Origin of the sequence: Lysobacter spongiicola DSM 21749 (assembly GCF_900167055.1) — a bacterium.
Lineage (GTDB): Bacteria > Pseudomonadota > Gammaproteobacteria > Xanthomonadales > Xanthomonadaceae > Novilysobacter > Novilysobacter spongiicola.
The window spans coordinates 435,119-457,666 of sequence record NZ_FUXP01000001.1; the positions used below are offsets into that span (position 1 = coordinate 435,119).

At 67.2% G+C, this 22,548-nt stretch carries 23 protein-coding genes; 16 read left to right on the top strand and 7 right to left on the bottom strand.

The genetic code is table 11. The annotated features are described in order from the left end of the window. Positions 1-156 precede the first annotated feature (156 nt). From B5D37_RS02020 to B5D37_RS02040, 5 genes are all read right to left on the bottom strand, one after another. Complete coding sequence (locus B5D37_RS02020) at positions 157-804, bottom strand: DUF2058 domain-containing protein (protein ID WP_078757016.1); 648 nt, start codon at positions 802-804, stop codon at positions 157-159. A gap of 41 nt (positions 805-845) precedes the next feature. After that, on the bottom strand, positions 846-1,091 hold the full coding sequence (locus B5D37_RS02025; protein WP_078757017.1) for a SlyX family protein: 246 nt from the start codon (positions 1,089-1,091) through the stop codon (positions 846-848). Between the two features lie 20 nt (positions 1,092-1,111). After that, on the bottom strand, positions 1,112-1,903 hold the full coding sequence (locus tag B5D37_RS02030; protein WP_078757018.1) for an FKBP-type peptidyl-prolyl cis-trans isomerase: 792 nt from the start codon (positions 1,901-1,903) through the stop codon (positions 1,112-1,114). An 82-nt stretch (positions 1,904-1,985) separates the two neighbouring features. Further along, positions 1,986-2,927, bottom strand: a complete 942-nt coding sequence (locus tag B5D37_RS02035) for an FKBP-type peptidyl-prolyl cis-trans isomerase N-terminal domain-containing protein (RefSeq protein ID WP_078757019.1) — start codon at positions 2,925-2,927, stop codon at positions 1,986-1,988. 106 nt (positions 2,928-3,033) lie between these two features. Next, entirely contained in the window at positions 3,034-3,600 is a 567-nt protein-coding gene (locus B5D37_RS02040) for a glutathione peroxidase (protein WP_078757020.1), read from the bottom strand. Between the two features lie 124 nt (positions 3,601-3,724). Between B5D37_RS02040 and B5D37_RS02045 the strand changes: the two genes are divergently transcribed. The 6 genes from B5D37_RS02045 to B5D37_RS02070 all read left to right on the top strand — a co-directional run bounded on the left by B5D37_RS02045 (position 3,725) and on the right by B5D37_RS02070 (position 7,772). After that, positions 3,725-3,991 carry a hypothetical protein gene (locus B5D37_RS02045; RefSeq protein WP_078757021.1) on the top strand — a complete coding sequence of 89 codons (267 nt, stop codon included), beginning with the start codon at positions 3,725-3,727 and terminating at the stop codon, positions 3,989-3,991. Positions 3,992-3,994: 3 nt separating this feature from the next. Beyond that, positions 3,995-4,363, top strand: a complete 369-nt coding sequence (locus B5D37_RS02050) for a GntR family transcriptional regulator (RefSeq protein ID WP_078757022.1) — start codon at positions 3,995-3,997, stop codon at positions 4,361-4,363. Continuing rightward, complete coding sequence (locus B5D37_RS02055) at positions 4,360-5,253, top strand: ABC transporter ATP-binding protein (RefSeq protein WP_078757023.1); 894 nt, start codon at positions 4,360-4,362, stop codon at positions 5,251-5,253. The genes B5D37_RS02050 and B5D37_RS02055 overlap by 4 nt, the downstream gene beginning before the upstream one ends. Then, entirely contained in the window at positions 5,250-6,302 is a 1,053-nt protein-coding gene (locus tag B5D37_RS02060; RefSeq protein WP_234987679.1) for a hypothetical protein, read from the top strand. Before B5D37_RS02055 ends, B5D37_RS02060 begins: the two co-directional genes overlap by 4 nt. Before the next feature lie 65 nt (positions 6,303-6,367). Then, the gene (locus B5D37_RS02065) at positions 6,368-7,135 is read left to right on the top strand and encodes a DUF4097 family beta strand repeat-containing protein (protein ID WP_078757024.1); all 768 of its coding nucleotides are present in this window, start codon (positions 6,368-6,370) and stop codon (positions 7,133-7,135) included. 37 nt (positions 7,136-7,172) lie between these two features. Then, positions 7,173-7,772, top strand: coding sequence for a DUF2884 family protein (locus B5D37_RS02070; RefSeq protein WP_078757025.1), 600 nt, complete (start codon positions 7,173-7,175; stop codon positions 7,770-7,772). A gap of 7 nt (positions 7,773-7,779) precedes the next feature. Here B5D37_RS02070 and B5D37_RS02075 read toward each other — a convergent pair whose 3' ends face one another. Further along, entirely contained in the window at positions 7,780-9,174 is a 1,395-nt protein-coding gene (locus B5D37_RS02075) for a class II fumarate hydratase (RefSeq protein WP_078757026.1), read from the bottom strand. A gap of 258 nt (positions 9,175-9,432) precedes the next feature. Here B5D37_RS02075 and purB point away from each other — a divergent pair, with 258 nt between their 5' ends. From purB to B5D37_RS02120, 9 genes are all read left to right on the top strand, one after another. Then, the gene (purB, locus tag B5D37_RS02080) at positions 9,433-10,809 is read left to right on the top strand and encodes an adenylosuccinate lyase (RefSeq protein ID WP_078757027.1); all 1,377 of its coding nucleotides are present in this window, start codon (positions 9,433-9,435) and stop codon (positions 10,807-10,809) included. 2 nt (positions 10,810-10,811) lie between these two features. After that, positions 10,812-12,068 (top strand): ribosomal protein uL16 3-hydroxylase, encoded by a 1,257-nt coding sequence (locus B5D37_RS02085; protein ID WP_078757028.1) that lies wholly within the window; start codon positions 10,812-10,814, stop codon positions 12,066-12,068. A 31-nt stretch (positions 12,069-12,099) separates the two neighbouring features. Further along, on the top strand, positions 12,100-13,005 hold the full coding sequence (locus B5D37_RS02090) for a GNAT family N-acetyltransferase (protein WP_078757029.1): 906 nt from the start codon (positions 12,100-12,102) through the stop codon (positions 13,003-13,005). 205 nt (positions 13,006-13,210) lie between these two features. Further along, positions 13,211-16,045 (top strand): 2-oxoglutarate dehydrogenase E1 component, encoded by a 2,835-nt coding sequence (locus B5D37_RS02095; protein ID WP_078757030.1) that lies wholly within the window; start codon positions 13,211-13,213, stop codon positions 16,043-16,045. A 58-nt stretch (positions 16,046-16,103) separates the two neighbouring features. Next, positions 16,104-17,348 carry a dihydrolipoyllysine-residue succinyltransferase gene (sucB, locus tag B5D37_RS02100; RefSeq protein WP_078757031.1) on the top strand — a complete coding sequence of 415 codons (1,245 nt, stop codon included), beginning with the start codon at positions 16,104-16,106 and terminating at the stop codon, positions 17,346-17,348. Positions 17,349-17,363: 15 nt separating this feature from the next. After that, positions 17,364-18,806, top strand: coding sequence for a dihydrolipoyl dehydrogenase (gene lpdA / locus B5D37_RS02105; protein ID WP_078757032.1), 1,443 nt, complete (start codon positions 17,364-17,366; stop codon positions 18,804-18,806). 72 nt (positions 18,807-18,878) lie between these two features. After that, positions 18,879-19,469 carry an LOG family protein gene (locus B5D37_RS02110; protein ID WP_078757033.1) on the top strand — a complete coding sequence of 197 codons (591 nt, stop codon included), beginning with the start codon at positions 18,879-18,881 and terminating at the stop codon, positions 19,467-19,469. 25 nt (positions 19,470-19,494) lie between these two features. Further along, a complete protein-coding gene (locus tag B5D37_RS02115; RefSeq protein WP_078757034.1) occupies positions 19,495-20,487 on the top strand; it encodes an oxidoreductase in 993 nt (330 codons plus the stop codon). Positions 20,488-20,546: 59 nt separating this feature from the next. Continuing rightward, positions 20,547-20,912, top strand: coding sequence for a response regulator (locus tag B5D37_RS02120; RefSeq protein ID WP_078757035.1), 366 nt, complete (start codon positions 20,547-20,549; stop codon positions 20,910-20,912). A gap of 12 nt (positions 20,913-20,924) precedes the next feature. On the opposite strand, the gene B5D37_RS02125 is transcribed toward B5D37_RS02120, so the two are convergent. Beyond that, positions 20,925-21,836 carry a DnaJ C-terminal domain-containing protein gene (locus B5D37_RS02125; protein WP_078757036.1) on the bottom strand — a complete coding sequence of 304 codons (912 nt, stop codon included), beginning with the start codon at positions 21,834-21,836 and terminating at the stop codon, positions 20,925-20,927. A gap of 173 nt (positions 21,837-22,009) precedes the next feature. Here B5D37_RS02125 and B5D37_RS02130 point away from each other — a divergent pair, with 173 nt between their 5' ends. Then, complete coding sequence (locus B5D37_RS02130; RefSeq protein ID WP_078757037.1) at positions 22,010-22,489, top strand: peroxiredoxin; 480 nt, start codon at positions 22,010-22,012, stop codon at positions 22,487-22,489. Positions 22,490-22,548: the final 59 nt, after the last annotated feature.

Genomic DNA, 22,548 nt, shown 5'->3' on the forward strand with positions numbered 1-22,548 from the left:
TCGACGGGCTGCAGGCGGCGCCCCGCCCCTGTAGGAGCGGCTTCAGCCGCGATCGGGCGATGACGCAGGCGGACAATTCCACATCGCGGCTGAAGCCGCTCCTACGCCCCGACGGAAGTCCCCCTGGGGAACAAAGCCAGGTCGGCCCGGATACCGTCACCACACCAGGTCGTCGGGCACCTGGTACTTGGGATCGGCATAGGGATCGTCCTCGGCGGGCGCGTCGGGATCGACCTTCAGCGCCACCGCGGGCGCGAATACCTGTTCTGCTTCAGCCAGCAGCGCCGCCGTGACCAGCAGATAGCGCCCATCCATCTGCAGCACGCCCAGCTCGCCCGCATTGAGCGCCTTGAGCTGGTCGGCGGTGACGTAGACGCGTTTGATCTTGCCACCGTAAGGGAAGTGGCGCGCGATATCGGCCTCTTCGACGTTCAGCGCCTTGCCCTTCACCAGCTCCGCGAGGCGTGTACGCGCTTCGCGACGCTTGCGCGCCTCCTCCTGCTTGGCCTGCTCGGCCCGGATCCGCTCCTCCTTCTCGCGTTGCGCGCGGATCGCGTAGGCCTTGGCGAGATCGATGTCCTCCTGCGAGCGCGGCTTGCCGCGTCCCGTGCCCTGCGCGCCCTGTCTGTGGCCACCCTTGTGGGGAGCTCCCGCCCGGGCATTCCGCCCCGGCGCCGGGGCGTTGGACTTCTGCCCCGCCTTGGCATCGTGCCTGCCACCACGCCGGGGCGGATCGTTGCGCTTGGGGGCCGGAGCGGCCTTGAACCCGAGGCCGAGCAGCTGGTCGCGGAGGGAGTCGGTCATGTCGTTGTTCGCCAGGTCGCGCAGCGGGCACTGCGCCCTTGTCAGTAATGGGGCGGAGGGGGTTCGCTGGCGGGATCGGCCGAAACCGCTCCCGCCGCCATGGTGGCGCGCATCTGTTTCAGTTCTTCGACCACGCGATGCATCAACAATGCATTGCGTGCCTCTTCGTCGCGGGCCTGCGCCAGCGCATCGCTGAGTTCGCCGATGGTGTGCTCCTGGAACGCCAATCGCGTCTCCAGGTCGACCAACCGCGCTTCGATATCAGTGTCCATCGGAGTGCCGGCCATCTACGTCGTCAGCGGCCGCTTCACCGGGCCGGCGCCTCGACGATGTCCTGCAGCTCCACCTCGAACACGAGCACCTCGTTCGGGCCGATCGGGCCACCCGGGGTACCCGCTTCGCCATAACCCAGTTCGCCGGGAATCCAGAACCGGTACGTGCTGCCGACCGGCATCAGCGTGATGCCCTCCTGCCAGCCGGGCACCACCTGGTCGAGCGGGATCTCGGTCGGCTCCCCGCGGTCATGGGAGCTGTCGAACTTCTCGCCGTCCAGCAACGTGCCGGTGTAATGCACGCGTACGACGTCATCGGCGGCCGGCCGCGGACCATCGCCCTGGGTCAGCACCTGGTACTGGAGGCCGGAATCGGTGGTCTGCACGTCCGGCTTGGCCGCATTGGCCGCCAGGAATGCCGCACCCTCTTCCTTGTTCACCCTCGCCTTTTCCTGCATCTCGGCGACCCGTTCGTTGCGGACCCGCTCGGCGAACGCCGTACGCACCTGTTCGGTCTGCTCATCGGTGAGCAGCGACTCCTCGCCCTCCAGGCCGCTGCGGATGGCATCGGCCAGGGTGTCGACGTCGATGTCGTCCTTCACCTCTTCGAGGGAGCGCGCCATGTCGCGACCGATCATGTAGCTGACCTGTTGCTTCTCGGTCGGCAACGCGTCCACCTGCACCGTGCCCGGGGCAGCATCGGCCGCGGGTGCCGTCGCGGCTTCCTCGCCACCGTCCGGCTGGCAGGCGGCGAGCGCCAGGACGAGCGTGGCCATGGCAACGGGCAATGCCGCCCGGCGGGTGCTGTAGGTGGGGGAATTCGTCATCGGGTTGGACTCCTCGGGGGAAAGGATAGCGGGCCGGCCACCCTGCCCCGGTCCGGGGCAGGGTGCAAGAAAAACGGGTGGATCAATCGACGATGGCCTGCAACTCGACATCGAAGATCAGCATCTGGTTCGGGCCGATCTGGCCACCCGGGGCGCCGCGCGAACCGTAGGCCAGTTCCCCGGGAATCCAGAACCGGTACTTGGCGCCGACCGGCATCAGGGTCAGCCCCTCGGTCCATCCGGGGATGACATCGCCCAGCCCGAACTCCGCGGCTTCGCCACGCTCGTAGGAACTGTCGAACACGGTCCCGTCCTGCAGCGTGCCCTCGTAGTTCACGCGCACGCGGTCGCGCGGCGACGGACGCGGGCCCGATCCCTGACGCAGGACCATGTACTGCAGCCCCGAACCCGTGGTGAAGACGCCCTTCTGCTGACGGTTCTCGGCCAGGAAGGCTTCGCCTTCCGCGCGGTTCTCCTCGCCCATCGCCTGCATCCGCTGCTGCATGCCTGCCTGCATCTTGCGTGTGAAAGCCTCCCGCGTCGCATCCAGCTCGGCCTGCGCCATCGCCAGCTCACCGCCCTCGAAGGTGTCCCGCAGCCCGCGCAGCAGCGGCGGCACGGAAAGATCGGCCTTCATCGGGACCAGGGAGCGGCCGACATCAGCGCCAACAAGGTGTCCGGCCTTGCGACGATCCACTTCGGGAACCTCGGCGCCGGCGGGTGCACGGCCAGCCCGGGACGCGACGCGCATCATCAGCGCCTGCCCGGTGGATTGGACGTCGGCCTCGGCGATCAACGGCTTGCCGCCGTCCAGGGCGTTGCGGATCGCCTCCTCAAAGGCCGCCAAGTCGATGTCCGGCGCCGCCGGCTCGATCGAACGGGCGACGTCGTGGCCGACCATGTAGCTGATGCGGTCGGTTTCGCTGGCGAGGGCCGGGTTGCCCTGCGCAGCGGCAGGGGGAGCCACCGCCAGCAGGGTGGCGGCGACGAACAGCGCGGCCAGGCCGCGGACAAGAACCTTCATTGTGTAGCTCCATGGGTTGCCGCCGCAGGCACGGCGCAAAGAGGCCCATTGTCGCGGCCGCGCGCGCCACCGGCAACGCCCGCGGCGCGATTGCCCTCCATCGGGTTCAGGGACGCGGTGTCGGCGCCTGCAGGGCTTTCTCGATGGCGTCGACCAGGGCCTTGTCGGAAGGCTCGGTGCGGCTGCCGAAGCTGGCCACCAGCCGGCCATCGCGGCCTACGAGGTACTTGTGGAAGTTCCAGGCCGGCGCTTCGCCCGCCGCTTCGGCCAACTGCCGGTACAGCGGCGTCGCTTCGGCTCCGACCACGTACACCTTCTCGAACATCGGGAACCGCACGCCGTAGGTGAGCGTGCAGAACTCCCGGATCTCGTCCTCGTCCTCGAACTCCTGTTCCTTGAAATCTCCCGAGGGGAAACCCAGGACCGCGAACCCGCTGGGGCCGTACTTGGCATGCAACGCCTCCAGCCCCTCGAACTGCGGCGTGAAGCCGCATTTGCTGGCGGTATTGACGAAGAGCAGGACCTTGCCGCCGTGCACCTGGGCCAGGTCGACGGGATCTTTTCCTGCAAGCGGGCGGAAAGAGTGGTCCAGCAGGCCGTCACTGGCTGCCGCCGTGCCGGAGATCGCCAGGGAACACGCCAGGAAGAAAGCAGGTGCGCCGAACAGGTTCATGGACAGGGCCCGCAAGGATGGGACGGCGAGTATGACTTCAGTTGGGATACGGGGGAGTTGACGGGGGCTGTCTAGGTGTTATAGTTACATACAACACCGGTCTACCAACGAACAGGACCCCCTCATGAACCGCAAGCTCCACAACACGCTCTCCGCCTTGCTGGCCAGCGGCGCTCTGCTGGTGGTCGGCCTGATCGTTGCTGCACCGGCGGTCCCCACCCCGGGCGACGAACTGGCCGGGACCTCCGCGCTGGCCGCCGCCCTGGAAACCGCCGCCTCGGGCATCGAGGACGCCACCGAAAACGCTCCATCGCGCTCCACAAGGACGAACGCGCCAAACCAGAGGCAAATCCTTGTCATGCCTTATTTCTCCTTTGTCCCGCGGGGTTGACCCATGACCGCTATCCAGTGGAGCGACGGCGCTCCCATCTACCGCCAGCTGAAGGAACGTGTCGTCGCAATGATGCTCGACGGCGTGCTCAAACCCGGCGACGCCCTGCCCTCCGTCAGGCAGGTCGCGGCCGAGTACCAGCTCAATCCGATCACTGTCTCGCGCGCCTACCAGGAGTTGGCGGACGAGGCTCTCGTAGAAAAACGCAGGGGGCTTGGCATGTACGTCACCGAAGAAGCCGCAAGGAAACTGCTCGTCAACGAGCGCGAACGCTTCCTCACCGAAGAGTGGCCACTGGTGCTGGAGCGCATCATGCGCCTGGGCCTGACGGCCGAAGAGCTGCTGGCGCCGGCCAAGGCGGGTGCGCAATGAACGCCGCCAACCCTTCTGTTTCAACCACTTCCGACGTCGTGGTCAGCGCGCGCAACCTGCGCAAGGCCTACAAGAACAAGGTCGCGCTGGACGACACTGCCTTCGACATACCGACCGGGCGCATCGTCGGCCTGATCGGCCCCAACGGCGCCGGCAAGACCACCGCGCTGAAGGCCATGCTGGGCCTGATCCCGTTCGAAGGGCGGATGAGCGTGCTGGGCCGCGACCCCCGTACCGAGCGCGACGAACTGATGCAGGAAGTCTGCTTCATCGCCGACGTGGCGGTACTGCCGCGCTGGATCCGGGTAGAGGAAGCCATCGAATTCGTCGCCGGCGTCCATCCCCGCTTCGACCGGGCCCGTTGCCAGCGTTTCCTGGCCGGCACCCAGCTGAAGCCCCGGATGCGGGTGCGCGAGCTCTCCAAGGGCATGATCGTGCAGCTGCACCTGGCGCTGGTGATGGCCATCGACGCCCGCCTGCTGGTACTGGACGAGCCCACGCTCGGCCTGGACATCCTCTACCGCAAGCAGTTCTACCAGCGCCTGCTGGAGGACTACTTCGACGAGAACAAGACCATCCTGATCACCACGCACCAGGTCGAGGAGGTCGAGCACATCCTCACCGACGTGATGTTCATCCGCGACGGGAAGATCGTGCTGAACAGCGAGATGGACGCCGTGGGCGAGCGTTTCACGGAGGTGCTGGTCAACGCCGACCAGGCCGACAACGCCCGCGCACTGAAGCCGCTGGACGAACGCAGCCTGCCGTTCGGAAAGACCGTGATGCTGTTCGACGGGGTACCGCGCGGGCAGCTGACCCAGCTCGGGGAGACCCGCACGCCGGGGCTCGCGGACCTGTTCGTCGCCACCATGAAGGGGACCTACGCATGAACGCTGTCGTCGAAAACGCCACTGCACCGCGGGCGCCGGCCACGGCACCGCACGCCACGCACAAGTTCAAGCTGCTGCTCAAGAGGGAGTTCTGGGAGCACAAGGGCGGCTTCCTCTGGGCCCCGTTGATCGCCGGCGGCATTTCCCTGCTGCTGAGCGCGATGGCGATCGTTGTCGGCCTTGTCGCCGCCCACAGGTCCGGGGTTGCCGACGAGCTCGAAGTCGACGGCGTCAACATCAACGGCCTCGACCTGGGCAGCCTGACCAGCAAGATGGACGCCACGGAGATGGCCCAGTTCGCCCAGGGCATCGACCTGACGCTGATCCTCAGCTCGTCCTGGCCGTTCATCGTCATGTCCTTCGTGGTCTTCTTCTACTGCCTCGGCGCCCTGTACGACGACCGCAAGGACCGCAGCGTGCTGTTCTGGAAGTCGCTGCCGCTGTCGGACAGCCAGACCGTCCTGTCGAAGGTCGTCAGTGCGGTGGTGGTGGCCCCGGTCATCGCGGTGGCCGCGACGGTCGCCACGATGTTCGGGTTCCTGCTAATCATCAGCGTGGTCGTGCTCGCCTACGGCGGCAACCCGCTGACACTGCTGTGGGGTCCTGCCAGCCCGCTGGCGGTCGCGGCTTCGCACCTGGCGTGGATCCCGGTCTATGCGCTCTGGGCCCTTCCCACCGTCGGCTGGCTGCTGTTGTGCTCGGCGTGGGCCCGCAGCAAGCCCTTCCTCTGGGCCATCATGGTGCCGCTGTTCGCCGGCATCTTCGTCGCCTGGTTCGACCTGATGCAGCTGTTCGACCTCGCCACCTCCTGGTTCTGGATCCACGTGGTCGCCCGCATGCTGCTCGGCACCGTGCCCGGTTCCGACCTGCTGTACCGGGACAACGCCGGGCTGGAAAGCGCCGAAGGACTCGATGCGCTCTTCGCCAACATGTCCCCGGCAGGACAGCTCTCGAGCCTGGCGATGCCCGAACTCTGGGTGGGTGCGGTGGCCGGTGCGCTGATGATCTTCGCGGCGATCCGGCTGCGCCGCTGGCGCGACGACGGCTGAGTACCACCGCGGGCCGGCTGTCCCTGGCCGGCCCGCACACTCTCCAGACACCAGAGGTGATCCCGATGCGCAAGACACTCCTTGTCTGCCTGATGTCCCTGCCGTTCGCGGCGATGGCGCAGAGCCCCTGCAAGCACTCCACCCCCTACGACCTCGAGCTCGACCTGGAAGGTGTACGGAAGGTGACCTTCGAAGTCCGGCAGCACGACCTTGAGCTGACCGGCCGCGACGCTCGCGGCGGCAGGCTGCAGGGCCGCGCCTGTGCAGGCACCGAAGCGTTGCTCGAGACGCTCACCGTCACCCAGCAGAAGGACGGCGACCACCTGGTCGTCAGCCTCGAGAGCAGGGAGCGCGGTGGCTTCAGCCTCTTCGGCAACCGCTACGCCCATCTCGAGCTGGAAGGATCGATCCCCCGGGCCCTCGACGTGGACGTCAGGGTCGGCTCCGGTGATGCGGTGGTATCGGGCGTGGGCAGCCTGGAAGCCCGGGTTGGCTCCGGTGACCTGGAGGCACGACAGATCGCCGGCGCGGTGGAAGCCACGGTCGGGTCCGGGGATATCGAGCTCGAGCGGATGGCGTCGCTGGAAGTCGGCGCGGTCGGGTCGGGCGACCTCGAGGCACGGACGGTCGAAGGCGACGTACGGGTCGGCTCCATCGGTTCGGGCGACGTCGCGCTCGTGCAGGTCGGCGGCAGCGTGGAAGTCGGCTCCATCGGCTCCGGCGACCTGCAGGTAGAAAACGTCGGCGGCGCGTTGACGGTACGCAGCATCGGCAGCGGTGACGTCGATCATGACGGCGTTGCCGGATCGGTCGACCTCCCGCGCGGCCACTGAACTTCATCCAGCCCTATCCATTTAACAGGCAACCCACATGAAGAACCATCACATCCCCACCCTCGCGCTGCTGCTGGCCTGCAGTGTGTCCTGGCTCACCGCCTGCGGTGCGACCGAGCAACCCGCCGCTGCCTTGCAGGAGGCCGGCGACACCATCGGCACCCGCATGGAAGAAGCTTCCAAGGAGATCAAGCACGAGCTGGAGAACGAGAACATCTCGCTGTCGAGCGACGACAAGAAGGCGCCGGATGCGGAACTCACGCCTGACGGGCGCCTGCTGATCGACGGCAAGGAAGTCGCGCTGGATGCGCAGCAGCGGGCGTTGATGCTCGACTACCGCAAGCGCATCGCCGAGGTCGCCATGGCCGGCGCCGACATCGGGATGGAAGCGGCCGGCATGGCCGGCGACGTGCTCGGCAACGTCGCCAAGGGGCTTCTGAACGGAAACATGGACGAGATGGAAGCGCGCATCGAGGAAGAAGCGGCCGGCATCGCCGCCTCCGCCAAGGTGCTCTGCGAGCGCCTTCCCGCCCTGCTGGCGGCGCAACAGGCCGCAGCCGCCGCGGTACCGGAGTTCGCGCCCTATGCGAGCATGACCCAGAGCGACGTCGATGATTGCCACGTCGAAATGAACTGACCGGACTTCACTGCTGGATGCCGCCGCGGGTCAACGCGGTGGGATCCAGCAGCCGGCGGAGGTCCTTTTCGGGCATGCCGGTGGATTCCATCGCCACTTCCAGCACCGGCCGCCCCTCCCTGTAGGCCTGCTTGGCGATTGCAGCGGCCTTTTCGTAGCCGATCACCGGGTTCAGGGCGGTCACCAGGATCGGGTTGCGGTCCAGCGCTTCGGCCACCTTGTCCCGGCGCACCTTCAGCCCGTCGATCGTGCTGTCCGCCAGCAACCGCATGCTGTTGGACAACAGCCCGATCGAATCCAGCAGGTTGGACGCGATCAGCGGAAGCATCACGTTGAGCTGGAAGTTCCCGCTCTGGCCGGCCACGGTAATCGCGGTGTGGTGCCCCATCACCTGGGCGCAGACCATGCAGGTCGCCTCCGGCACCACCGGGTTGACCTTGCCCGGCATGATCGAGCTGCCCGGCTGCAGGGCCGGCAGTTCGACTTCGCCCAGCCCGGCCAGCGGCCCGGAGTTCATCCAGCGCAGGTCGTTGGAGATCTTCATCAGTGCGACCGCAAGCGTGTTGAGCTGGCCCGACAGCTCGACCGCATCGTCCTGCGATGCCAGCCCCTCGAACTTGTCCTCCGCCGATTCGAACCGGGTTCCCGACAGCTTCGACAACGCCCGTGCCATCGCGCTACCGAATCGCGGATCAGCATTGATGCCCGTGCCGATCGCGGTGCCGCCGATGGGCAGGCGCCGCAAGCGCTTCAGACTGTCCTCGACGCGTGCCTGTGCCGACGCAAGCTGCGACGCCCATGCCCCGAACTCCTGCGCGAAGGTCAGCGGCATCGCATCCATCAAGTGGGTGCGACCGGTCTTGGCGACCTTCCCGAAAGCGCGCCCCCGGCGCTCGATCGTGCGCCGCAGGTGCTTGATCGCCGGAAGCAGATCCTCGACCACGGCGAGCTGGGCCGACACCCGCAGTGCGGTCGGCACCACATCATTGGAGCTTTGGCCGAGGTTGACGTCATCGTTCGGATGGACCTTCGCCTTGCCTCGGATGGCGCCGCTGGCCAAGGCAGCGATCACCTCGTTGGCATTCATGTTGCTCGAGGTGCCCGAGCCGGTCTGGAAGATGTCCACCGGGAACTGCGCATCGTGCTCGCCAGCTGCCACCGCCAGCGCGGCCTTGCGGATCGCGGCCGAGCGGTTCTTCGGCAGCAGCGCCAGGTTGCCGTTGACCTCCGCCGCGGCCGCCTTCACCAGTCCCAGCGCCCGGATGAAGCCGCGGGGCATTGGTCGTCCGGACACCGGGAAGTTCTGCACGGCGCGCTGGGTCTGTGCCCCCCACAGCGCATCGATAGGCACTTGCAGCTCGCCCATGCTGTCGTGTTCGGTCCGATAGTCGCTCTTGGCCATGGTGCCCTCCGTATGTCTGCGGGGCCGAGGATACCCCCGACCGGATGAGCCGGCCGTCGCACCTCATGCCGTGCATTCCACGCTTCCGTAGGAGCGGCTTCAGCCGCGATCGGAAACCGGAACGCGCAGATGATTCCCGATCGCGGCTGAAGCCGCTCCTACAAACCCGCGTAGGCCAACCCCGCGTCGGCAACGCACGCCGTCGCCCGGCAGTGCCGCCGCGCTAGAATGGCCGGCCGCTCCCCACGCCCCGCCACGATGCCCGCCAACGCCGATTACCAGCTGCTCGCCCTGTCCCCGCTCGATGGCCGCTATGCCGCCAAGGTCGATGCGCTGCGACCGATCTTCTCGGAGTTCGGGCTGATCAAGGCCCGGGTGAAGGTCGAAGTCGAGTGGCTGCTGGCGCTGGCCGCCGAGCCGGGCATCGAGGAGCTGGCGCCGTTCTCCGATGCAGCGGTTTCACGTCTGCGTGCGTTGGCCGACGGCCTGTCGGTGGAGGACGCCGCCCGGGTCAAGGAGATCGAGCGCACCACCAACCACGACGTCAAGGCGGTGGAGTACCTGATCAAGGAGCGCCTCAAGGATGACGCAGAGCTTGGCCCCGCGCTGGAGTTCGTGCACTTCGCCTGCACCTCCGAGGACATCAATAACCTGAGCTATTCGTTGATGCTCAGCCAGGCCCGCCGCGAGGTCCTGCTGCCACGCCTGGAGCAGCTGATCGACGTGCTGGCCGGCATGGCGCGGGAACACGCGGCGCTGCCGATGCTGTCGCGCACCCACGGCCAGACCGCCTCCCCCACCACCGTGGGCAAGGAGCTGGCCAACGTCGTAGCCCGGCTTCGTCGCCAGCGCGAGACCTTCGCCGCCGCGCCGATGCCCGGCAAGATCAATGGCGCCGTGGGCAACTACAACGCGCACATGGCGGCCTACCCCGACATCGACTGGGCCGGATTCTCCCGCCGCTTCGTCGAGTCGCTCGGACTGGACTGGCAGCCCTACACCACCCAGATCGAGCCGCACGACGGCATCGCCGAAGTGTGTGACGCACAGGCACGCATCGATACCGTGGCGATCGACCTGTGCCGCGACATCTGGGGCTACATCTCGCTGGGCTACTTCAAGCAGGCGGTCAAGGCCGGCGAGGTCGGCAGCTCGACCATGCCGCACAAGGTCAATCCGATCGATTTCGAGAACGCCGAGGGCAACTTCGGCATCGCCAACGCGCTGTTCGGGCACTTCGCCAGCAAGCTCCCGATCAGCCGCTGGCAGCGCGACCTGACCGACTCGACGGTGCTGCGCGCCTTGGGCACCGCGTTCGGCCACGCGCTGATCGGCTACGACGCCCTGCTGCGCGGGCTGGGCAAGCTCTCGGTGAATCCGGAGCGGTTGGCGGCCGATCTCGACGCGTCGTGGGAAGTGCTGGCGGAGGCCGTGCAGACGGTCATGCGCCGTCATGGATTGCCTAACCCGTACGAACAACTCAAGGCGCTGACCCGCGGCCAGGGCATCAACGAACAGTCGATGCGGACCTTCATCGAAAGCCTGGACCTGCCCGCCGACGCCCGGCAGCGGCTGCTGGCGATGACGCCGGGCAGCTACACAGGCAAGGCCGAAGCACTCGCCCGCGGCATCTGACGATGACTCCGCGCAGGCGCCGGCCGTCCCCCACCCTGCCGACGGAGGTCGAGGGCTCGGCCGACAGGCCGCTGGGCATGCCCGCGGCCGACTTCCTTCGCGATTACTGGCAGAAGCGCCCGCTGCTGATCCGCAACCCATTCCCCGGCTTCCAGTCACCACTCGAACCGGAGGACCTGGCGGGACTGGCCTGCGAGGAAGGCACCCTCTCGCGCATCGTCGCCCATGAGCCGGCCGCGGACCGGTGGATGGTCCGGCAGGGGCCATTCCCGGAGGAGATGTTCCCGGGCATGCCCGACCACGACTGGACCCTGCTGGTACAGGACGTCGACAAGTGGGACGCGGATGTCGCCGCGATACTCGACCGGTTCGACTTCCTGCCCCGCTGGCGGATCGACGACGTCATGGTGTCGTTCGCCGCGCCCGGTGGCTCGGTGGGCGCCCATGTCGATCAGTACGACGTCTTCCTGCTGCAGGGCGTGGGCCGGCGCCGCTGGCAGATCGATGACGGCCCGTCGCCGCCGCTGGAGTTCCGCGACGATGTCGAACTCAAGCTGCTGAAAGATTTCACGCCGACCCATGACTGGGTGCTCGGGCCCGGCGACATGCTCTACCTGCCACCGGGCGTGCCCCACCACGGCGTCGCCGAGGATGCCTGCCTCACCTTTTCGGTAGGCATGCGCGCGCCTTCGGCGGCGGAGCTGCTGGGCGACCTGGTCGACACGCTGGCGGCCGATGCCGACGAATCGCTTCGCTACCGCGATCCCGACCTTTCGCCCGCGGCGGACCCTGCCGAAATCGATCCTGCGGCCATGGCCCGGGTAACCGAAGCGCTGGACCTGCTGCGCATGGACGACCCCGAGCGCCTGGGCGACTGGTTCGGCCGTTTCATCACGCTCTACCGGAACGCCGGGGAGGTGATGGCACCGGAGGATGCCACCGGCACTCCGCCGCTTTCCCGCATCGAGGTCGAATGGGAGCTCCAGCAGGGCGGGCGCCTGCAGCGGCACCCGTACTCCCGCATGGCCTGGCGTCGCTCCGGCCGCGGCGCCCGTCTTTACGTCAACGGGCAGGAGTATCCGCTGGCACTGCGCGACGCACGGCGCCTGGCAAATGCTCCAACCCTGGACGGCGGAGACTACGGCCGACTGTCCGAAAGCGGCCGCGACCAGGTCTACGACCTGCTCCGCCGTGGGCACTACCATCTGTCGACGGGCGCGGCCGGTGCCGCGGACGGGGACGCAGAGGGCGGCGGGTAACTGCCACGCAGCCTGCAACGGGAGGGATTCAATGGGCACCACGCCAGGCTTCACCATCAGCGCAGTCGAATACGAAAGCGGCCTGCCCGAACTGCGCCAGGTGCGCGAGACGGTATTCGTGCAGGAACAGAAGGTCCCGCAGGAGATGGAGTGGGACGAGCTCGACCCGCTGTGCCACCACTTCATCGCGCGCGATGCTGGCGGCCAGCCGATCGGAACCGGCCGCCTCACGCCGAAACGCACGATCGGCCGGATGGCCGTGCTCGCCGATTGGCGAGGACGCGGTGTCGGCGATGCCCTGCTCGAGGCGCTGCTGGCGAAAGCCAGAGAGCTTGGCTGGCTGGAGGTCTCGCTGCATGCGCAGGCGAGCGCGATCGGCTTCTACGCCCGCCACGGCTTCCTTCCCGAGGGCGAGCGTTTCGACGAGGCGGGCATCGAGCACCAGGCCATGCGGCTGCTGCCGGACGCGCTGAACCCGGTGGAGACCCGCGACGCCGCCATCGCGGCGACACTGGGCGTCATCGCACTGGCCCGGCGGGAACTCGACATCTACAGCCGCGAACTCGATCCCGGCCTGCTCGACGTCCCGGAGGTGGTGGCTGCGCTGCGGCGTTTCGCCATCGACCGTGGCGAGGTCAGGTTGCTGGTGCAGGATCCGGCCACCCCGCAACGCGCACTGTCGCCGTTGATCGCCCTGGGGCAGCGCCTCTCCAGTGCGTTCGCCTTCCGAGCGGTGGAGGAACCGGTGGACCGCGCCTATCCCTCCGCCTACATCGTGAACGATCGTGGCGGCCATTATTTCCGCAAGCTCGGCCACCGCTTCGACGGCGAGACCCGGCTCGACGCGCCTGCCCGGGCACGCCAGTTGCGATCCGCCTTCGAGCCGGTATGGGAGCGCGCCCGCCCCATCACCGAATACCGCGCATTGCAGATCTGATCCGGCAACGGGTCGCCTGCCTGAACGGGCGCGAACCCGTGGTCGCACTTTTTCGCCTTCCGGGGCGGAACGCAGTGTTTTTCGCGCGCTTTCGCTGGCCGCGCCCTCCCCGCTCCGGCATAATTCGGGGTCTTGGTCGCCTGAATAGCCGCGCCACCGGGCAGTTCCGGCATCAAACCCTCCCTTTGAGTTTCCCGATGCCATCGTGGACAGTCTCCTGAAGCACTTCTCCCAGTCCTCCCAGCTCGGCTCCAACGCCGCCTATATCGAAGACCTGTACGAGCAGTACCTGGTCGACCCCGACAGCGTCGGGCCGAAGTGGAAGTCCTACTTCGATGGGCTGGAGGGTCGCGAAGCGGGGGATGTCCCGCACTCGGCGGTCATCGGCACCATCATCGAAGCCGCCCGGCACGCCGGACGCGTCGCCCCGGGCCAGGGCAGCGGCAGCGGTGGAGACGAGCGCGAGCGCTTCGTCGGCAAGCTGATCACCGCCTACCGTTCGCGCGGCCACCTGGGCGCCAACCTGGATCCGCTCGGCCTGCTGGAGATGCCATCGGCGCCGGACCTGGACCTGGGCTTCCACGGCCTGTCCGGCAACGACCTGGGCACCGAATTCAGCACCGGCGGCGTCGGCGGCAATGACCGCATGAAGCTCGGCGACCTGCTCGCCCTGCTCAAGGCGACCTACACCGGCTCGATCGGCGCCGAGTTCATGCACATCACCGATGCCGGCCAGCGACGCTGGATCTACGAGCGCCTGGAGAAGGCCGGCGGCAAGTACGGCCGCAGCAGCGACCAGAAGAAGCGCATCCTCGAGCGCCTGACCGCCGCGGAGGGGCTGGAGCGCTACCTCGGCACCAAGTACGTCGGCCAGAAGCGCTTCTCGCTCGAAGGTGGCGACGCGCTGATCCCGCTGATGGACACCACCATCCGCCGCGCCGGCGAACATGGCGTGCAGGATGTTGTCATCGGCATGGCCCACCGCGGCCGCCTCAACGTGCTGGTCAACACGCTCGGCAAGCCGCCGCGGCACCTGTTCGACGAGTTCGAGGGCAAGTTCGAGCACATCCACCACGACCTCGCCCACACCGGCGACGTCAAGTACCACATGGGTTTCTCCGCCGACGTCGCGACACCGGGCGGTCCGGTGCACCTGGCGCTCGCGTTCAACCCGTCCCACCTCGAGATCGTCGACCCGGTGGTCGCCGGCTCGGTGCGTTCGCGCCAGACGCGGCGTGGCGACGAGGGTCGCAAGCAGGTCCTGCCGGTGCTGATGCACGGCGACGCGGCCTTTGCAGGCCAGGGCGTGGTGATGGAGCTGCTGCAGATGTCGCAGGCGCGCGGCTTCGCCGTCGGCGGCACCGTGCACATCGTCATCAACAACCAGGTCGGCTTCACCACCAGCGAACGCCAGGACGCGCGCTCCATCCTGTATTGCACCGACGTGGCCAAGATGGTCGGCGCACCGGTGCTGCACGTGAATGGCGACGATCCGGAAGCCGTCGTGTTCTGCGCCGAGCTGGCGCTGGACTTCCGCAACACCTTCGGCAAGGACGTGGTCATCGACCTGGTCTGCTACCGCCGCCATGGCCACAACGAGGCCGACGAACCGGCAGCAACCCAGCCGCTGATGTACCAGGTCATCCGCAAGCACAAGACCCCGCGCGATCTCTACGCGCAGCGGCTGGTTGCGGAAGGCACGCTGACCGACGACGAAGTCAAGGCGATGTCGGACGCGTATCGCGACAAGCTCGACGCCGGCGAAGTGGCCATCGAGATGGCCGAAGTGAAGCCCGACGAATTCACCGTCGACTGGTCGCAGTTCCTCGCCGGCAAGCTGTCGGACCCGGTCGATACGAAGATTGGCCGCGGGACACTCGATGAGCTGGCTTCCGCGATCAATGCCATTCCCGACGAGGTCAAGTTGCACGCACGGGTCGGCAAGATCTACGACGACCGCCGCAAGATGGCGGCCGGCGAGCTGCCGGGGGACTGGGGCTTCGCCGAGAACCTCGCCTACGCAAGCCTGCTGAGCGAGGGATACAAGCTGCGCCTGGTCGGCCAGGACAGCGGTCGCGGCACCTTCTTCCACCGCCACGCGATCCTGCACGACCAGGCCACGGACGACTATTACCTGCCACTGCGGCAGCTGGTGAAGAACCCGACCGACCTGACCATCATCGACTCGCTGCTCAGCGAGGAAGCGGTCATGGCGTTCGAGTACGGCTACTCCACCGCCGATCCGATGACGCTCGACATCTGGGAAGCCCAGTTCGGCGACTTCGCCAACGGCGCCCAGGTGGTGATCGACCAGTTCCTGTCGTCCGGGGAGGCCAAGTGGGGCCGCCTGTGTGGCCTGGTCCTGCTCCTGCCGCACGGCTATGAAGGCCAGGGGCCGGAGCACAGCTCGGCAAGGCTCGAGCGGTTCCTGCAGTTGTGCGCGCTCGACAACATGATCGTCTGCGTGCCCACCACGCCGGCGCAGGCGTACCACATGATCCGCCGGCAGATGCACATGGCCACCCGCAAGCCGCTGGTGGTGATGACCCCGAAGTCCCTGTTGCGCCACAAGCTGGCGGTCTCCAGCCTGGACGAGCTGTCCGGCGGCGGCTTCCAGGAGCTGATCCCCGATCCGAAGGCGGACGTGAAGAAGGCCAAGCGCGTGGTGCTGTGTTCGGGCAAGGTCTACTACGACCTCGTCGAGGACATCGCCAAGCGCGAGGCCAGCGACGTCGCCGTGTTGCGAGTGGAACAGCTCTATCCGTTCCCGCGCGAGCAACTCAGGAAGGAGCTGAAGCGTTACAGCGCTGCGGCCGACGTGGTCTGGTGCCAGGAAGAGCCGCAGAACCAGGGCGCGTGGTACCAGATCAGGCACCACCTCACGGCCTGCCTGGCGCCGAAGCAGACACTGCACTACGCGGGCCGCGCCCGTTCGCCTTCACCGGCCGCCGGGCATTTCGCCGACCATGTCGCCGAACAGACCCAACTGGTCGCCGATGCCCTGGTCAATCCGCTACGCGGCGAAGAAAGCCCCGAGTGATGGCCCGCCCCCAGACCCTCCCGCCCCACCTCCCAAATTCTTCCAGGATGCCAGCCCCATGAGCACCGAGATCAAAGTTCCGGTCCTGCCCGAATCCGTTTCCGACGCCACCATCGCGACCTGGCACAAGAAGGCTGGCGATGCCGTGAGCCGCGACGAGAACCTGGTCGACCTGGAGACCGACAAGGTCGTCCTCGAAGTGCCCTCCCCCGTGGACGGCGTGCTGAAGGAGATCAAGTTCCAGTCCGGCGACACCGTGACCAGCGACCAGGTGCTGGCGATCGTCGAGGCCGGCGCCACGGCGTCCGACAAGGGTGGCAACGACGCCGGCAAGAAGGCCGACAAGAAGAACGACGAAGCGGCCACGGCCGAGGCCAAGCCGGTCCAGCCGAAGAAGGAAGAGGCGCCGAAGCCGGCCTCGAAGTCCTCGTCGGGCGACAGGTCCTCCAAGGGTGACGAGCTTCCCCCGGGTGCGCGGTTCACCGCCAACAAGGAAGGCATCGACCCGTCCAATGTCGAAGGCACCGGCCGTCGCGGCGCGGTGACCAAGGAAGACCTGCTCAACTACGCGAAGAACGCCGGCGCCGGCAAGGCTGGCGGGGCGCGCCCGGAAGAGCGCGTGCCGATGACCCGCATGCGCGCGCGTATCGCCGAGCGCCTGATGGAGTCCAAGAACTCCACCGCCATGCTGACCTCCTCCAACGAGGTCAACATGAAGGCCGTCATGGACATGCGCAAGGCTCAGGGCGAGGCGTTCCAGAAGGCCTACGGCATCAAGCTCGGCTTCATGAGCTTCTTCGTCAAGGCTGCGGCCAACGCGCTGCAGCGTTACCCGCTGGTCAACGCCTCGGTCGACGGGAAGGACATCATCTACCACGGCTACGCCGACATCTCGATCGCGGTCTCCACCGACAAGGGCCTGGTCACGCCGGTGCTGCGCAATGCCGAGTCGATGAGCTTTGCCGAGGTCGAGCAGGCGATCGACGGCTACGCCCGCGCCGCGCGCGAGGGTGGCCTGAAGCTCGAGGACCTGCAGGGCGGCACCTTCACCATCACCAATGGCGGCACCTTCGGCTCGCTGTTCTCCACGCCGATCATCAATCCGCCGCAGTCCGCCATCCTGGGCATGCATGCCATCAAGGAGCGCGCCATCGTCGAGAACGGCCAGGTCGTCGCTGCCCCGATGATGTACATCGCGCTGAGCTACGACCACCGCATCATCGACGGCAAGGACGCGGTGCTGTTCCTGGTCGACATCAAGAACCAGCTCGAGAACCCGCACCGCATGCTGCTGGGCATGTAATAGAGGATCATTGAAATGAGCGAACAGCAGAACTTCGACGTCGTCGTGATCGGTGCCGGTCCCGCCGGCTACCACGCCGCGATCCGCGCCGCCCAGCTGGGCCTGAAGACCGCCTGCATCGACGCGGCGCTCGGCAAGGATGGCAAGCCGGCCTTGGGCGGCACCTGCCTGCGCGTGGGCTGCATCCCGTCCAAGGCGCTGCTCGACTCCTCGCGCCAGTTCTGGAACATGGGCCACCTGTTCGGCGACCACGGCATCAGCTTCAAGGACGCGAAGATGGATGTCGGCCAGATGGTCGGGCGCAAGGACAAGATCGTGAAGCAGTTCACCGGCGGCATCGCGATGCTGTTCAAGGCAAACAAGGTCTCCCCGTTCTACGGCTTCGGCACCCTGCACAAGGGCAACGTGGTCAAGGTCAAGCAGCACGACGGCAGCGAAGTCGAGCTCAAGGGCACCAACGTCGTCATCGCCGCCGGTTCGGACTCGATCGAGCTGCCGTTCGCGAAGTTCGACGGTGACACCGTCGTCGACAACGTCGGCGCGCTGGACTTCACCGAGGTGCCCAAGCGCCTGGGCGTGATCGGCGCCGGCGTGATCGGACTGGAGCTGGGCAGCGTGTGGAAGCGGCTGGGCGCCGAGGTCACCATCCTGGAGGCGATGCCGGAGTTCCTGGCCACCGCCGACGCCGAGGTCGCGAAGACCGCCGCCAAGGAATTCAAGAAGCAGGGTCTGGACATCAAGCTGGGCGCCAAGGTCAGCAAGGCCGAGGTCAAGTCCAAGGGCAAGTCGAAGGAAGTCCACCTCACCTATTCCGACAAGGATGGTGAGCAGTCGATGGTCGTCGACAAGCTGCTGGTCGCCGTTGGTCGCAAGGCCGCGAGCAAAGGCCTGCTTGCGGACGGCACCGGCGTGAAGCTGGACGACCGTGGCCGCATCGAGGTCGACGAGCACTGCCACACCGGCGTCGATGGGGTCTGGGCGGTCGGCGACTGCGTGCGCGGCCCGATGCTGGCCCACAAGGGTTTCGAGGAAGGCATCGCCGTGGCCGAGCTGATCGCCGGCCTGCCGGGCCACGTCAACCTCGATACCGTGCCGTGGGTCATCTACACCGAACCGGAGATCGCCTGGGTCGGCCAGACCGAACAGCAGCTCAAGGAAGAAGGTACCCCGTACAAGACCGGCAGCTTCCCGTTCGCCGCGATCGGTCGTGCCGTCGCAATGGGCGAGCCGGCCGGATTCGTCAAGGTCATCGCGCACGCGGAGACGGATCGCGTACTCGGCCTGCACCTGGTGGGCGTCGGCGTCTCCGAACTGGTCCACGAAGGCGTGCTGACCATGGAGTTCAAGGGTTCGGCCGACGACCTGGCGCGCATCTGCCACGCCCATCCGACCCTGTCGGAGGCCATCCACGACGCCGCCATGGCGGTCGACAAGCGGGCCATTCACAAGGCGAACTGATCCGCCACGAGGCCCCACCGACGACGGCGCACCCCGGTGCGCCGTCGTTCGTTGTCCCGGAGGAAACACCCGATGCGTTCAGTCGCCGTCTATTGCGGTTCCAACCCCGGCAGCCGGCCGGTCTACACCGAAACCGCCGCCCGTGTCGGCCGGATGCTGGCCGAGGCCGGCATTGCCGTCGTGTTCGGCGGGGGCAAGGTCGGCCTGATGGGGACGGTGGCCGACGCGGCGCTGGCGGCCGGCGGCGAAGTGATCGGTGTCATTCCCGAGCAACTGGTGCAGCTTGAGGTGGCCCACGCCGGTGTCACCCGGCTCGAGGTCGTCTCCACCATGCACGAACGCAAGCGCCGTATGTTCGACCTGTCCGATGGCTTCATCGCCCTGCCAGGTGGGTTCGGCACCCTCGACGAGATGTTCGAGATGCTCACCTGGCGCCAGCTCGGGATCGGCGACAAGCCGTGCGCGTTCCTGGACGTTCAAGGCTTCTTCGAACCGTTGGTGGCGATGATGGACCGGATGGTCGGCGAGCGCTTCCTGCATGCCGACCAGCGCCGCGACCTCTGGCACGGCGACGACCCGGAATCGATGCTGCGCTGGATGCGTGACTACACACCGGCGGAAGCATCCAAGTGGCTGGCCGAGAAGCACGCCGCAACGCGTTGACCATACCCCACGCAGGAGCGCCGACATGACCGTACCCGCGAGATTCACCGCATTCCGGATCCACAACGACGACGCCGGCTACCGCAGCGGCCTGGAGCAGGTGTCGCTGGAGGACCTCTCTCCCGGGGAAGTGGTGATCAGGACCGCCTACTCCTCCGTCAACTTCAAGGACGCCCTTGCCGGCACCGGGAAGGGCAAGATCCTGCGCCGGTTCCCGCTGGTCGGTGGCATCGACGTCGCCGGCCATGTCGTCAGGTCGAGCGATCCCGGATTCCGTGAAGGCGACCCGGTGGTGGTGACCGGTTGTGGCCTGAGCGAAACCCGCGACGGCGGCTACAGCGAATATGCGCGGCTGGAAGCCAAGTGGGCGGTGCCCCTGCCGGCCGGCCTCGACCTGCGCGAAGCCATGATCCTGGGCACGGCCGGCTTCACCGCCGCGCTCGCGCTCTACCGGTTGCTGGACAACCGGCAGTCACCGGCGCTTGGCCCGCTCGCGGTCACGGGCGCCTCCGGTGGAGTCGGTTCGCTGGCGCTGGACATCTTCAGCCGCGCCGGCTTTGAAGTGCATGCCATCAGCGGCAAGGCCGACCAGCATGGTTACCTCAAATCGATCGGCGCCAGCCAGGTACTGGACCGGGATGCGCTGTCGACCACACGCCCGATGGAATCGACCCGCTTCGGTGGTGGCCTGGACAACGTCGGCGGGCCGATGCTGACCAGCCTGCTCGCGCAGACGGCGCCCTATGGCAACGTCGCCAGCGCCGGCCTGGCGGCCTCCCCGGCACTCGATGCCACCGTGATGCCGTTCATCATCCGTGGCGTCTCCCTGCTGGGCGTCGCCTCCGCCGGCACCGCGCGTGACATCCGTGACGAAATCTGGCGCCGGCTCGCAAGCGACTGGAAGCCCGCCCACCTCGATCGCATCTGCACCCGCGAGGCGGGGCTGGACGAACTCCCGGGGATTTTCAACGGCATGCTGGCGGGCGGATCCCTCGGCAGGACCCTGGTCAGGGTCTGAAACATTTGCGGCGCCGCCCGGCGCCGCTACAATCGATCCCGATCTCCTGGGGAAAACACATGGCGCGTATCCTTATCGTCGACGATTCGCCGTCGCAACTCATGGGCATTCGACGCATCGTCGACAAGCTCGGGCATGAGGCGCTGACCGCCGAAGACGGTGCCGCGGGCGTCGAAGCGGCCAAGCGCGAGCTTCCCGACCTGATCCTGATGGACGTGGTGATGCCCAACCTCAACGGGTTCCAGGCCACCCGCTCGATCTGCCGCGAGGAAACCACCCGCCATATCCCGGTAGTGCTGGTGACCACCAAGGACCAGGACACCGACCGGGTCTGGGGCATGCGCCAGGGCGCGAAAGCCTACATCACGAAGCCGTTCAACGAGGCCGAACTGGCCGAGATCATCGGCCAACTGCTGCCCGGCTGATCCCGGGCGGCGTCAGGCACGGCGCCAGCCAGCCCCGAATGCATCCTTCATCGTCTCGTACGCCTTTTTCTGGGCGTCGTTCTGTGGCGTCGGCGCCAGTACCTCGAGCTCAACGATCTGGTCACCATCGGCCGGCTTGCCCGGCAGCCCCCGCCCCCGCAGCCGAAGCTTGCGTCCAGCCTCGGATCCGGCCGGGATCTTCAACTCCACCGGCCCACCCAGCGTCGGCACACTGATCGACGCCCCCAGGGCCGCCTCCCAAGGCGCCACCGGCAGCACGTGGATCACGTTGCGCCCATCAACCTCGAACCGGGGGTGCGCCGCGTATTCGATCTCCAGCAACAGATCGCCGCCGGTGGCGCCCTGCCCCGCAAGGCGGATGGCCTGTCCTTCCCGTATCCCCTTCGGAACACGGACCTGCAAGGTCTTGCCGTCGACACCGATGCGCACCGTGTCGCCGGAATAGACGGTCTCGAGCGGGATGGCCAACTTGGCGCGGGTGTCGGCACGGGTGCGCGCGCCCGGCTGCGGCCCGAATCCGCCGGGCCCGGCAGGGCCTCCGCGCCCGCGGCCGAACAGGGTCTCGAAGAAGTCGCTGAACCCCCCGCCGGCACCGCCCCCCGCGAAGATCTCCTCGAAGTCGACACCGCCCGCCCCCGGATCACCGAACCCACCCGGCGGTGGCTGCACATCGTCGCCCGGGCGATAGCCACGCGCACGCAGCTGGTCGTAGGCCTTGCGCTTCTGCGGATCGCGCAGGGCTTCATAGGCCTCGTTCACGGCCTTGAATTTCTCTTCGGCCTCAGGCTCCTTGCTGACGTCGGGATGGAACTTGCGCGCGAGGCGGCGGTAGGCGGTCTTGATCTCCGCGTCGCCGGCGCTGGCCTCCACGCCAAGCGTTTCGTAGTAGTCCTTGAACTGCATAGGTCGCTCCGATCATGCCGGCCTTGCGGCATGGCTCTGCTGTTTCCAGCCATCGAACATGGCGATGGAAAAAAGTATGGGCGCGTGGCGGAGGTACAAGACGCACTCGCCGGCCGCGTTGACGAAAAGTTTAGCCGCGCCCCCTAGACTGCGCCTTCCCACAGGAGAAACCAATGAGCATCCAGGTCGGAGACCCCCTGCCCGAAGTACCCCTGCAACGCATCCGCGATGGCGTTGAAACCGTCGATACCAAGAGCCTGTTCGGCGACCGCAAGGTCGTCATCTTCGCCGTGCCCGGGGCTTTCACCCCGACCTGCTCGGAGCGCCACCTGCCCAGCTTCGTCGAGCACTACCCGCAGTTCCGCGACAAGGGCATCGACGTCGCCTGCATGTCCGTCAACGACCCGTTCGTGATGCAGGCCTGGGGTGAAAGCCAGGAAGTGCCGGACGGGCTGATGATGCTCGCCGACGGCAATGCCGAGTTCACCCGCGCCCTTGGCCTGGAGATCGATGCCAGCAGCTATGGCATGGGCACGCGCGCCAAGCGCTTCGCCCTGTACGCCGAGAACGGCGTGGTCCGGCAGTTGCACGTCGAGGCACCGGGCGAATACCGCGTATCCTCGGCCGAACACGTGTTGTCGCAACTGGACTGACGGCCGGCCGATGGGCCGTCGGTCAAGAAGAACGCCACCCGAAGGTGGCGTTTTTAATT

Bases quoted from the DNA above. Each gene is read 5' to 3' on its own strand.
- B5D37_RS02075 (WP_078757026.1), bottom strand. From the start codon at position 9,174: ATGGCCAAGAGCGACTATCGGACCGAACACGACAGCATGGGCGAGCTG.
- B5D37_RS02055 (WP_078757023.1), top strand. From the start codon at position 4,360: ATGAACGCCGCCAACCCTTCTGTTTCAACCACTTCCGACGTCGTGGTC.
- B5D37_RS02085 (WP_078757028.1), top strand. From the start codon at position 10,812: ATGACTCCGCGCAGGCGCCGGCCGTCCCCCACCCTGCCGACGGAGGTC.
- B5D37_RS02115 (WP_078757034.1), top strand. From the start codon at position 19,495: ATGACCGTACCCGCGAGATTCACCGCATTCCGGATCCACAACGACGAC.
- lpdA (WP_078757032.1), top strand. From the start codon at position 17,364: ATGAGCGAACAGCAGAACTTCGACGTCGTCGTGATCGGTGCCGGTCCC.
- B5D37_RS02090 (WP_078757029.1), top strand. From the start codon at position 12,100: ATGGGCACCACGCCAGGCTTCACCATCAGCGCAGTCGAATACGAAAGC.
- B5D37_RS02070 (WP_078757025.1), top strand. From the start codon at position 7,173: ATGAAGAACCATCACATCCCCACCCTCGCGCTGCTGCTGGCCTGCAGT.
- B5D37_RS02110 (WP_078757033.1), top strand. From the start codon at position 18,879: ATGCGTTCAGTCGCCGTCTATTGCGGTTCCAACCCCGGCAGCCGGCCG.
- B5D37_RS02025 (WP_078757017.1), bottom strand. From the start codon at position 1,091: ATGGCCGGCACTCCGATGGACACTGATATCGAAGCGCGGTTGGTCGAC.
- B5D37_RS02125 (WP_078757036.1), bottom strand. From the start codon at position 21,836: ATGCAGTTCAAGGACTACTACGAAACGCTTGGCGTGGAGGCCAGCGCC.
- B5D37_RS02020 (WP_078757016.1), bottom strand. From the start codon at position 804: ATGACCGACTCCCTCCGCGACCAGCTGCTCGGCCTCGGGTTCAAGGCC.
- sucB (WP_078757031.1), top strand. From the start codon at position 16,104: ATGAGCACCGAGATCAAAGTTCCGGTCCTGCCCGAATCCGTTTCCGAC.
- B5D37_RS02060 (WP_234987679.1), top strand. From the start codon at position 5,250: ATGAACGCTGTCGTCGAAAACGCCACTGCACCGCGGGCGCCGGCCACG.
- B5D37_RS02045 (WP_078757021.1), top strand. From the start codon at position 3,725: ATGAACCGCAAGCTCCACAACACGCTCTCCGCCTTGCTGGCCAGCGGC.
- B5D37_RS02130 (WP_078757037.1), top strand. From the start codon at position 22,010: ATGAGCATCCAGGTCGGAGACCCCCTGCCCGAAGTACCCCTGCAACGC.
- B5D37_RS02050 (WP_078757022.1), top strand. From the start codon at position 3,995: ATGACCGCTATCCAGTGGAGCGACGGCGCTCCCATCTACCGCCAGCTG.
- B5D37_RS02065 (WP_078757024.1), top strand. From the start codon at position 6,368: ATGCGCAAGACACTCCTTGTCTGCCTGATGTCCCTGCCGTTCGCGGCG.
- B5D37_RS02040 (WP_078757020.1), bottom strand. From the start codon at position 3,600: ATGAACCTGTTCGGCGCACCTGCTTTCTTCCTGGCGTGTTCCCTGGCG.
- B5D37_RS02030 (WP_078757018.1), bottom strand. From the start codon at position 1,903: ATGACGAATTCCCCCACCTACAGCACCCGCCGGGCGGCATTGCCCGTT.
- B5D37_RS02120 (WP_078757035.1), top strand. From the start codon at position 20,547: ATGGCGCGTATCCTTATCGTCGACGATTCGCCGTCGCAACTCATGGGC.
- purB (WP_078757027.1), top strand. From the start codon at position 9,433: ATGCCCGCCAACGCCGATTACCAGCTGCTCGCCCTGTCCCCGCTCGAT.
- B5D37_RS02035 (WP_078757019.1), bottom strand. From the start codon at position 2,927: ATGAAGGTTCTTGTCCGCGGCCTGGCCGCGCTGTTCGTCGCCGCCACC.